The 10051-nt window shown below is 70.9% G+C and carries 13 protein-coding genes; 6 read left to right on the forward strand and 7 right to left on the reverse strand.

The genetic code is table 11. The features are described from left to right. Positions 1-30 precede the first annotated feature (30 nt). Entirely contained in the window at positions 31-1146 is a 1116-nt protein-coding gene (locus ABZ807_RS27670; RefSeq protein WP_357164030.1) for a Xaa-Pro peptidase family protein, read from the forward strand. Then, positions 1143-2288 (forward strand): acyl-CoA dehydrogenase family protein, encoded by a 1146-nt coding sequence (locus ABZ807_RS27675; protein WP_357164033.1) that lies wholly within the window; start codon positions 1143-1145, stop codon positions 2286-2288. The genes ABZ807_RS27670 and ABZ807_RS27675 overlap by 4 nt, the downstream gene beginning before the upstream one ends. A 95-nt stretch (positions 2289-2383) precedes the next feature. Here ABZ807_RS27675 and ABZ807_RS27680 read toward each other — a convergent pair whose 3' ends face one another. Then, positions 2384-2593, reverse strand: a complete 210-nt coding sequence (locus ABZ807_RS27680; RefSeq protein ID WP_357164036.1) for an orotidine 5'-phosphate decarboxylase / HUMPS family protein — start codon at positions 2591-2593, stop codon at positions 2384-2386. 17 nt (positions 2594-2610) lie between these two features. Here ABZ807_RS27680 and ABZ807_RS27685 point away from each other — a divergent pair, with 17 nt between their 5' ends. Continuing rightward, entirely contained in the window at positions 2611-2907 is a 297-nt protein-coding gene (locus ABZ807_RS27685; protein ID WP_357164039.1) for a hypothetical protein, read from the forward strand. A gap of 99 nt (positions 2908-3006) precedes the next feature. Here ABZ807_RS27685 and ABZ807_RS27690 read toward each other — a convergent pair whose 3' ends face one another. Next, entirely contained in the window at positions 3007-3750 is a 744-nt protein-coding gene (locus ABZ807_RS27690) for an MBL fold metallo-hydrolase (protein WP_357164042.1), read from the reverse strand. Positions 3751-3914: 164 nt separating this feature from the next. Next, positions 3915-4247 (reverse strand): glyoxalase superfamily protein, encoded by a 333-nt coding sequence (locus ABZ807_RS27695; RefSeq protein ID WP_357164045.1) that lies wholly within the window; start codon positions 4245-4247, stop codon positions 3915-3917. Between the two features lie 225 nt (positions 4248-4472). On the opposite strand from ABZ807_RS27695, the gene ABZ807_RS27700 reads away from it, so the two are divergent. After that, entirely contained in the window at positions 4473-4970 is a 498-nt protein-coding gene (locus ABZ807_RS27700; RefSeq protein ID WP_357164048.1) for an Lrp/AsnC family transcriptional regulator, read from the forward strand. Between the two features lie 13 nt (positions 4971-4983). Here the strand turns inward: ABZ807_RS27700 and ABZ807_RS27705 are convergent, their stop codons facing one another. Together ABZ807_RS27705 and ABZ807_RS27710 are read right to left on the reverse strand one after the other, a co-directional pair. Then, positions 4984-5631: a hypothetical protein gene (locus tag ABZ807_RS27705; protein ID WP_357164051.1), complete on the reverse strand. Its 648-nt coding sequence runs from the start codon at positions 5629-5631 to the stop codon at positions 4984-4986. 83 nt (positions 5632-5714) lie between these two features. Continuing rightward, entirely contained in the window at positions 5715-6281 is a 567-nt protein-coding gene (locus tag ABZ807_RS27710; RefSeq protein WP_357164054.1) for a histidine phosphatase family protein, read from the reverse strand. Between the two features lie 410 nt (positions 6282-6691). Here ABZ807_RS27710 and ABZ807_RS27715 point away from each other — a divergent pair, with 410 nt between their 5' ends. Further along, positions 6692-7312, forward strand: a complete 621-nt coding sequence (locus ABZ807_RS27715; RefSeq protein ID WP_357164057.1) for a recombinase family protein — start codon at positions 6692-6694, stop codon at positions 7310-7312. Positions 7313-7644: 332 nt separating this feature from the next. Here ABZ807_RS27715 and ABZ807_RS27720 read toward each other — a convergent pair whose 3' ends face one another. Continuing rightward, a complete protein-coding gene (locus tag ABZ807_RS27720) occupies positions 7645-8421 on the reverse strand; it encodes a maleylpyruvate isomerase family mycothiol-dependent enzyme (protein WP_357164060.1) in 777 nt (258 codons plus the stop codon). Positions 8422-8638: 217 nt separating this feature from the next. Between ABZ807_RS27720 and ABZ807_RS27725 the strand changes: the two genes are divergently transcribed. After that, entirely contained in the window at positions 8639-9442 is an 804-nt protein-coding gene (locus ABZ807_RS27725) for a DUF1062 domain-containing protein (RefSeq protein ID WP_357164063.1), read from the forward strand. A 99-nt stretch (positions 9443-9541) separates the two neighbouring features. Here ABZ807_RS27725 and ABZ807_RS27730 read toward each other — a convergent pair whose 3' ends face one another. Beyond that, a complete protein-coding gene (locus tag ABZ807_RS27730) occupies positions 9542-9955 on the reverse strand; it encodes a hypothetical protein (protein WP_357164066.1) in 414 nt (137 codons plus the stop codon). Positions 9956-10051: the final 96 nt, after the last annotated feature.

The following is a 10051-nucleotide window of genomic DNA, read 5'->3' on the forward strand; positions in this document are numbered from 1 at the left end:
CCAAGCCCAAACGACCGTTAAGCTGAGCGGGTGGGAAACGACGAGCTGTACCCGCCCGACCGGCTGGCCGCCGCGCGGCACGCCACCGCCGCCGCCGGCCTGGACGTGCTGCTGCTCACCCCCGGCTCCGACCTGCGCTACCTGACCGGCTACGACGCGCACGCGGGGGAGCGGCTGACCTGCCTGGTGCTCCCCGCCGAGGGCGAGCCGACCCTGATCGTCCCCACCCTGGAGCGCCCGGCCGCCGAGGCGTCCCCGGCGCCGGCCACCGGCGTACGCATCGTCGACCACGCCGACGGCACCGACCCGTACCCGCTGGTCACCGCCGCCCTCGGCGGACCGGTCGCGGCGGTCGGGCTGGCCGACCGGATGTGGGCCGAGCAGGTCCTCGCGATGGGCGCCGCGCTCCCGGGAGCCACCCAGCGGCTGGCCGGGGAGGTGCTGCGGGAGCTGCGGGTGCGCAAGTCGCCGGCCGAGGTCGCCGCCCTGGCGGAGGCGGGCGCGGCGATCGACGCGGTGCACGCCCGGATGGGCGAGTGGCTGCGCCCGGGGCGGACCGAGGCCGAGGTGGCCACCGACATCGCCGCGGCGATCCGCGCCGCCGGCCACGCCTCGGTCGACTTCGTCATCGTCGCCGCCGGCCCGAACGGCGCCAGCCCGCACCACGGCACCTCCGACCGCCCGATCCGTGCCGGCGAACCGGTCGTCGTCGACATCGGCGGCACCATGCCCTCGGGCTACTGCTCCGACTCGACCCGCACCTACCTCGCCGGCGGGCGCGCCCCGGCCGAGTTCACCGACTACTACCAGGTGCTGCACGCGGCGCAGCGCGCCGCCGTGGCCGCGGTCCGGCCCGGTGTCACCGCCGAGGCGGTCGACGCGGCCGCCCGCGAGCCGATCACCGCCGCCGGGTACGGCGACGCCTTCCTGCACCGCACCGGCCACGGCATCGGCCTCGACGGGCACGAGGAGCCGTACGTCGTCGCCGGCAACCCCCGGCCGCTGGAGCCCGGCATGGCGTTCTCCATCGAACCCGGCATCTACCTCGCGGGCCGACACGGCGCCCGCATCGAGGACATCGTCGTCTGCACGACGGACGGCGTGCACCGGCTCAACACCACCCCCACGGAGCTCATCGCGCTATGACTGTCGACCGGATCCTCCCCACCGACGAGGCCCACGACCTGCTCGACCTCGCCACCGAACTCGCCGACCGAGAGCTCGCCCCCCGGGCCGCCGGGTTCGAGGAGCGCGCCGAGTTCCCCCGGGAGGTGCTGCGCACCCTGGGCCGGTCCGGCCTGCTCGGGCTGCCCTACCCCGAGGAGCACGGCGGCGCCGCCCAGCCGTACGAGGTCTACCTGCAGGTGCTGGAGATCCTGGCCAGCCGCTGGCTCGCCGTGGCCGAGGCGGTCAGCGTGCACACCCTGTCCTGCTACCCAGTGGCCCAGTTCGGCACCGACGCGCAACGCAAGCTGCTGCCCGACATGGTCTCCGGGGAGCTGCTCGGCGCGTACTGCCTCTCCGAGCCGCAGGGTGGCTCGGACGCCGCATCGCTCACCACGAAGGCCGTCCGCGACGGTGACTCCTACGTGGTCACCGGCACCAAGGCGTGGATCACCCACGCCCGGGTCGCCGACTTCTACAACATTTTCTGCCGCACCGGCGGGCCCGGCCCGAAGGGCATCTCCTGCCTGCTCGCCGACCGGGGCACGCCGGGCATCGTGCCGCAGGCGGCCGAGCGGACGATGGGGCTGCACGCCTCCCCGGTGGCGCAGATCGCCTTCGACGACGCCCGCGTGCCCGCCGATCGGCTCATCGGCGGGGAGGGGATGGGCTTCACCATCGCCATGTCCGCACTGGACTCCGGTCGGCTCGGGATCGCCGCCTGCGCGGTGGGCCTGGCCCAGGCGGCGCTGGACTACGCGGTCGGCTACGCCAAGGAACGCCAGCAGTTCGGGCGGGCCATCATCGACTTCCAGGGTCTCGGCTTCAACCTGGCCGACCTGGCCACGCAGATCTCCGCCGCCCGGGCGCTGATGCTCTCCGCCGCCCGGCTGCGCGACGCCGGCCGGCCGTACTCGATCGAGGCGGCCAAGGCGAAGCTCTTCGCCACCGACATGGCGATGCGGGTGACCACCGACGCGGTGCAGGTGCTCGGCGGCGCCGGCTACGTCGCCGACCACCCGGTGGAGCGGTACATGCGGGAGGCGAAGGTGCTCCAGATCGTCGAGGGCACCAACCAGATCCAGCGGCTGGTCATCTCCCGGGCGCTGGCGAAGGGCCACTAGCCCGCGCCACTGACCTTTGCGCGGATCACCATCGCCCCCGACGTCGCGGACATGCCGTACTCCGGATGATGCGTTACACGTTGACGTCGGTGGCTTCAGCTGTGTGCTCGGAGCCTACCGAGCTCGTCTTCGAGGTGGGCGAGGACGGCTGCTGGGTCTGGTGCCCGGGTCAGGGACCGACCGATGACGATGTGCGTTGCGCCCGCGCGGATCGCTGCCGCAGGATGCGCCGGCCGGGCGTGCTCGGTTGTGGTCCCGGTGTTCGAATCGGCCTGCAACATCACTCCTGGAGTGACGATCAGCATGTCCGCGCCGAGTCGCGGTGCTGACCCGCATCGCCAACTGGCTCACCGACGACGGACAGTTCAGCGCCGATCTCGACCTGGACAGCATCCGCCTCGCCGATGGCCGGCCCGCCGGCCGGAAACTCGCCACCGCACTGCGTGCGGCAGGCTTCACCGTCGACACCCGCCGTCGGCGAATCGGGCGGAACGGGCCTGGCGTCGTGTCACTGCCATACATGTACCTCGGCGCCGACGACCGTGCCGGACCCAACTACACCCAGCCGGCGGTCAACTCCTACTACACCCGAAACACACCGACCTTCGGTGACCAGTAGCCGCCGACGGGATGCGCCCTAACATGCCGCGATGAGCGTGCGCTTGTACCTGCTCCCGGATCAAGGGCTTCTCGGGCGTGGACGCGTTCGAGCTCTGGTCTAGGGAAGGTCGAGGATGAGGCCGGTGGTGGCGACGGCGACCTGACCGTCGTACTCGTCAGCGGCCGCGGCTCGTGCGGCGGCCGGGTCCGTGCCCGGCCGGAGATGGGTCAGTAGCAGGTGTCCGGCACCGGCATCCGCGGCCTGTCGACCTGCCTGGCGCGCGCTCGACTGGTAGCCCTGCGAGTCCTCCGGCACCTCATCCACATAGGTGGCCTCGGCCAGCAGCAGGTCAGCGTCGCGCGCCAGTTCCACCACGTCGGGGCTCGGGCCGCTGTCACCGGTGTACGCGAGTACCCGGTCGCCCGCGGCCAGCCGTACCCCGGCATTCGGCACCCAGTGCGGCAGCAGGCGGGTCTGGGCACGGAACGGGCCGATGTCGAGGCGGCTGCCGGCGGTGAACTCGTGCAGAACGTAGGCGGCATCCAGCATCCCGGGGCGGTCCAGGGCCAACACCGCATCCAGCGCGCCAGGCAGCGCGTACACCGGCAGCGGCGCGGGCGGATCATCGCGTAACGCACGCGCCCGCAGCAGTGGGTTCACATCGGCGCAGTGGTCGGGATGCCCGTGGCTGATGAACACCGCGTCGACCTGGTCGACGCTGACCCGTTCCAGCAGCCGCGGCAGGGTCGCGTAGCCAAGATCGACGAGCAGCCGGAATCCATCATGCTCAACGAGGTAGCCGCTGCATGCCTGACCCGCCTCGGGCCATGCACCGCACCCGCCGAGAACCGTGAGCCGCATCCTGGAGACTGTATCGGCTGGCTCGTCATGGCCGAGCCCTTTCGCGCATGGCGCGGGCCAGCGCCCTCATTCTCCGCTGTCGGTGCGGTCCTGGGCCGTGGCGGGATGCCGCGGCGGATTCATCGCTGATGCATGCCCTGTCGACGCGTTACCTGCGGGGCCGTTCAGCGCTGTGTCGCACCGATCCGTAGCCGGTTGCCGTCCGGGTCGCGTACCTCGATCTCGGGTCCCCATGGGGCTTGTTGCACGGTCAGGCCGAACTCCGCGGCCATCGCGTCGATGTCATGGACGCTCAGGTAGAGCAGCGTGTCGGGGTGGGCATCGCCCTTGTGTTCGGACAGGAAGATCCGCATGGGACCACGCGAAATCGACACGAACAGCGGGAAGCCCGGCTCGAAGCGGTGCTCCCAGTCTTTGGTGAAGCCCAGTCGCGCATACCAGGCCACGGCACCTTCAGCGTTGTCGGTGCGAAGGATCGGCGTGATCTGCTCGTCCACGAGGCCATGGTGGCAGACGAGGGCGCTGACCCGTATGCCGAACATCCGCACCTGCCGCTGACCGCGCGTTGCTGGTGGGCACTGTGCAGCGCGCGCCCGGCAGGAGGACATGGCCGAGGTGTTGATCTACGCGGCGGACGCGGTGCGCGCCGCGCGGTCCGCTGAGCGTCACGTCCGGCGGGCCGCGTGCGGCACCGGAGCGCTCTTCCAGGTAGGTTGCAGCGCGTGGAGGAGATCGACCGCGCCATCGTCGCCGCGCTGACCGTTGACGGTCGGCTGTCGTACACGGATCTGGCGGAGAAGGTGGGGCTGTCGGTCTCCGCGGTGCACCAGCGGGTCCGCCGGCTGGAGCAGCGCGGGGTGATCAGCGGGTACGCCGCCCGGGTGTCCTTCGAGGCGCTGGACCTGCCGCTGACCGCGTTCGTGGCGATCCGCCCGTTCGACCCGTCGCAGCCGGACGACGCGCCCGAGCGGCTGGCCCACCTGCCGGAGATCGACTCGTGTTACTCGGTGGCGGGGGAGGACTTCTACCTGCTGCTGGTGCGGGTGGCCGGCCCGGCCGACCTGGAGCGGGTGCTCCAGGAGATCCGCACCTCGGCCAACGTCACCACCCGCACCACCGTGGTGCTCTCCACGCCGTACGAGGGGCGGCCGCCGAAGATCGACCTCGACCCAAGTACCCGCGGGCGGTCCCGCGCCAACGGGGACGCCCCCGCCTCCTGAGCCGGGCTTCGGGTCAGCCCAGGTCCGCCAGCCAGGCCCCGAGGGCGGCCAGCGCCGGCGGGGTGATGCCGTGACCGACCGGGTCGCGGCGGGCGGTGGCCGCGGCGCCGGACTCGCCGGTGAGGTAGTCCCAGGTGCGGTCGAGCAGGTCGCGCGGGATGACGGTGTCGTGCTCGCCCTGCGCCACGAACACGGGCAGCCCGGCGAGCCGGCCGGGTGTGGTCGGGACGCCGGCGTCGAACGGCAGCGTGCCGTAGAGGATTGCCGCGCCGGCGTACCGGGCCGGGTCGTCGAGCAGCAGCCCGCCGGCGAATGCCGCCCCGCCGCTGAATCCGACCAGCACCACGGGTCGGCCGGCGGGCGCCGTCTCGTCGAGCCAGCCGCGGAACCAGTCCATCGTCGCGCGCAGCGACCCGGCCACCGGTCGACCGATGCCCCGATTGGCGAACCAGGCGTACCCGCCGCCCTCGGCGATCGGCGCGCGCATGGCCGCGTACGCGGGGCCGACCGGCAGGTGTTCGGCGAGAGTGATGATCTCCCGTTCGTGCGAGCCCCGGCCGTGCAGCAGCACCACCAGCGGCGCGGCGGGGTCGGTGTTGCCGGTGGTGACGACGACGGCGGGGGTGAAGCCGGCCCCTCCGCCGGGGTCCGTAGCGCCCATGTCCCGTCTCTCTTCTCGACGACGCTTGGCCCGGGGAACGATACCCGAAAGTTGAGCGCTCAACATCTTGCCCGGCGGCCCGGTCAGCCGCCGTTCCAGCGGAGGATGACCCGCCGCCCGTGCTCGTGCCCGAGCACGCTGACCGTGGCGGTGTCCAGCCGCAGCTTGCCGCCAGCGGACGGGGGCAGCCCGATCCAGCGGGCACCGACGACCCGCAGGCTGTGCGCGTGGCCGACCAGGGCGACGCTGCCCAGGTCGAGCAGGGGAGCGACCCGGTCGAGCAGCCGGTCGACCCGCTCGCCCACCTGCTCGGGCGTCTCCCCGCCGGGGCAGCCGTCGGTCCAGATGCTCCAGCGCGGCCGTTCCTCGTGGATGTCCACGGTGGTGCGGCCCTCGTACTCGCCGTAGTTCCATTCGACGAGAGCCTCGTCCACCGCGTCCACGGTGAGGCCGGCGAGCTGCGCGGTGCGCACGGCGCGCTCGCGGGGGCTGGCGAGCACCCGGGCGAACCGCCGGCCGACGAGCACCCCGCCGAGGGCGCGGGCCTGTCGCTCGCCGTCGGGGGTCAGCTCCAGGTCGGTGTACGAGGTGTGCCGGTGGCTGGCGCTCCAGGCGGTCTCGCCGTGCCGGACCAGGACGATCTCGCTCATGCCACCAGTCAACCAGCACGTGGCGTCGCCAATAGGCCGGACGTCGCCCGCCTATTGTCCTAGGACGCCCTGGAGGGTGTGTCGCGGGTGGCGTAGCAGGGGCGTCCCGGCAGTGCTACCGGTGTATCGTCTCGGGCATGACCGGATCGGTGAGGAAGCTGTCGATCTCCGTCCCGCCGGACGTGGCCGAGCGACTGGCGCGCGAACCCGGGGTTGAGGAAGAGCGGTACCGCGGTTAGCGCTGAGAATGATCTTGCTCTGGGGATCTCACATATACGTTCGTTTCCGATAGACCCTCTCCAGGACGGCCGCCGCCGAATGTCGGCCCAGCATCGCACCCCACCAAAACTCATCTCGGAAACAAGCCATCACAACACCCCGCTGAAAATGAGTTCCGATAGAGTCCGCCGGTGGGACACAAGATCGGGTACGCGCGAGTCAGTACTGCCGACCAAGATCCGCAACTGCAGCTTGATTCTCTCGCCGCCGAGGACTGCCTCAAGATCTACAAAGACGTGGCCACCGGAACCAAGGCCGACCGCCCGCAGTGGCAGGCCTGCCTGGACGATCTGCGCCCCGGCGACACTCTGATCATCTGGAAGATCGACCGGCTCGGCCGTAGCCTGCGTGACCTGGTGGACGTCGTCGCCCTCCTCGAAGCCCGCGGCGTCGGGGTCAAGTCGCTGACCAACGGGATCGTCGACACCACCACCGCGCATGGCAAGCTCGTCTTCGGCATGTTCGCCTTGATGGCGGAGTACGAAGCCGCGCTCATCAAGGAACGCACCCTCGCTGGCCTGGCCGCTGCCCGTGCCCGCGGCCGCACTGGCGGTCGCAAACCTAAGATGACCCCCGCCCTGATCAACAAGGCGCAGCGCATGTACGACTCGAAGCAGTTCACGATGGCCGAGATCGCCGCTTCCTGCGGCGTCACCCACATGACCATCTACCGCAACATCCGCACTGACACCGCGGAGCGGCCCACCACGGCGACCGCGTCTACCGCCGCACCGAGAGGCGGGCCCCGGTGAACCGGCCGGGCTGGCTACTTGACGTCGACGGCATCCTCAACGTGATTCTGACGGCTTGCGGTGGCCCCGCTCGGACGGCCTGTGTTGGCCCCATCGTGGTGGAGGCGTGCGATGGTGTGGCGGCCCGATTTGGCCCCACCCCGGCCTGCCGCAGGAACTCAGATTAGTGACTGTGCGTTAGGTATGTAGGCGCTCGGCTTCAGGCCGAAGCTGCCATCCGGCCTTTTCGATGACTTCGCGAGCCGCCTCCGCAACAGACCTTGCGTGGGTCGACACTTTGCTGCGGCCTCGGCCTCGGCCTCGGGGTGCACGAGATGGCCTGTCGTCGATTGTCACACGGACGGGTCCCAGGCGATGAGCTGATCGAAGATGCGGCGGTCGCCTTCGAGCTTCAGGGAGTCCATCGGAATGCGGCCGTAGCAGAACATGACCAGCTCATTGGCCGTGCCCCGGGCGGAGACATAGGCCGCCTCCGGGTCCTCGCCGGCGACCGGCGTGGGGAGGCGGGCGGTCCGGGCGCCGTCGGCGGAGAACCAGAGCCGCCAGGAACGGCCCTCGGTGGCGTGGTAGTCGATGACCGCGGGCTTGTGCGGCCACGCGGCCGTCGTCGCGACGCAGGTGGTCAGGAACTCGTCGACACCGTCGAGGGCCACCTCGTCCGGCAGCGGCTGCGGGGCACCCACGGCGACCTGGGCGTCGTAGGTGTGCACGGCGACCTGCTGGAGCTGGTGCCGGGCGACGGCACCAGTCGTCTGCGGCGACTGCGAATCACCCCACCACGTCCAGCAACCACGATCCGGGCCGGCCTCCCGCAGCGCGTCCAGCAGCTCCCCCGTCGACGCGGCGAACCAGGCCAGCAGGGCCTCGCGCTCCCGGGGCGCCACCGGGGCGGACATCGCCGGCGGAGCGTCGGCGGGCCCCGCGGCCACGATGGCGGCCCACTTGCGGCGCCCCTCGCCCAGGTGCTGCACCAGGTCGAACAACGTCCACTCGGGGCAGGTCGGCACCCGCACGTCGAGGCTGGGTGCCGCGTCGACCGCCGCCCGGAAAGCGGTCGATCGTTCGTCCATCAGCCGCAACAGGTCAGCGAACTCCAGCGTCTTTTCCACCGCGGCTTTGTACCACCCCCCTCCAACAACCGACAGCGGATTTCCCCACCCCCGGCGGCGGGGCCACGCGGAAAATCCGTTGCCCGGCTGCCCACGGGTTGACCATGCTGACGCGCATGGATCAGTGACCAGTGGCGCACGGGCGCGATGAAGACGGGTTCGAGTCACCTCCCCGTCTCCGTCCGCCGTGCCACTCGAAGCCCGCACCGCGTGACCGGTGCGGGCTTCCTTCACGCGACGTGATCTGCGACGTCGCGCCAGCCGGCGTGCTCCCCGCCGAGACGCCGGCTGCCCGCCACTGGATCCGGGAGGCACCCCCCGGCGCGCCATCGCGCTGCCGGGCGCCTCCTGCCTAGACCTTGGAATCGCCGAAGCCATGAATAGTTTCCGCCATATCCGCGTGCCGGCCCACGGTCGCGGACCCGGCATCGACCGCAAAGCGCTGTGGGTGGTCAGCGAGCTCGGACTGCCCACCATCGTCAAAACCTGCGTGTCATGCAGGTCCACCCGTCACCGTCCCACCGGCAAGATCCGGGTCAACGCGAACCACAAGCTGCTCGACGTGTGGCTGCTGATCTGCTGCGACCTGTGCGGCCGCACGTCGAAAATCCCCGTCCACGAGCGCATCAACGTGCGGGCGCTGGACAACGAGCGGCTACTGAGGTTCGAGAACAACGATCCGGCCATGGTGCGACAGCTGACCATGGACGCGACGCTCGCCCACAAGGCCGCCTACCAGCTCGACTGGACCGGTACCTGGCAGCTGGACACCGACATACCGTTCTACGACCTCCAGCGCGAGGATGCCGCGCCACTCGAGGTCATCATCAGGTTCGAGCTCCCGGCACCCATCCGGGTCGAGAAGCTGCTCACCGCCGGGTTCGGCCTGAGCCGTCCCGCTGTGCGAGGCATGGTCGACTCCGGGCGCATCCGCCTGCCCCTGCCCATCGACGCCAAGGCCCGCGAGGACTTCACCTTCCTGGTCGTCACCGCCCCACCGCTGTCACCCGAGCGGGCATGAGGCGCCACCCCACGGCGCGATGACCTGCGCCGTGGGGCGGCCCGTACCATCCGGCCCGCCGGCCGTCGCGGTCGGCGGGCCGGCCCAGCGTGCGGCGGCTCACTTGAATGTGCCGGCCTTCGGCCGCACGGACATGCCTGCGTGCGAATCCCGTTCTTCAAAGACCTCCGCTTGGCTGCGGTCGAAGGCCTCCGCCTCGCGTAGCGCGGATTCCCGCTGTTCACCGGGGCGTGCCCGGTTCTCCAGGCGCCGGCGCAGCTCGGGCTGGTCGCAGCGCATTCGCAGCACGGTGAGCGCAGCGTGCGTCAGGTACTCGATGTGGATGCCCCGGTGGGAGTCGATGTATCCCGAGACGATGAGGCAGCTGGCGCCCGCCGCCGCGAAATTGGTAACGGGTGCGGCTCGCTTGGAGGGACGGTCTGATGTGGCCTGACGTGCGTTGTTTCCGTTGCGGCGCAGGTTGAAGGGCTCCTTCTCGCTATGTTCTTGGGTGTCTAGACCGAGAACGAGCAAGAAGGAACCCGATGTCATCGTACGTGTTGGTGGGTGAGACCACGTCGTTCGCCCAGTCGCGTCAGCGCTTCGAGGAGACCGTGTCGTGGCTGGTCG

It is taken from the genome of Micromonospora sp. NPDC047548 (genome assembly GCF_040642975.1).
Lineage (GTDB): Bacteria > Actinomycetota > Actinomycetes > Mycobacteriales > Micromonosporaceae > Micromonospora.

What these genes read in the sequence shown, in the direction of transcription:
- ABZ807_RS27675 (WP_357164033.1), top strand. Translation starts at nt 1,143, where the DNA reads ATGACTGTCGACCGGATCCTCCCCACCGACGAGGCCCACGACCTGCTC.
- ABZ807_RS27680 (WP_357164036.1), bottom strand. Translation starts at nt 2,593, where the DNA reads ATGCTGATCGTCACTCCAGGAGTGATGTTGCAGGCCGATTCGAACACC.
- ABZ807_RS27690 (WP_357164042.1), bottom strand. Translation starts at nt 3,750, where the DNA reads ATGCGGCTCACGGTTCTCGGCGGGTGCGGTGCATGGCCCGAGGCGGGT.
- ABZ807_RS27705 (WP_357164051.1), bottom strand. Translation starts at nt 5,631, where the DNA reads ATGGGCGCTACGGACCCCGGCGGAGGGGCCGGCTTCACCCCCGCCGTC.
- ABZ807_RS27710 (WP_357164054.1), bottom strand. Translation starts at nt 6,281, where the DNA reads ATGAGCGAGATCGTCCTGGTCCGGCACGGCGAGACCGCCTGGAGCGCC.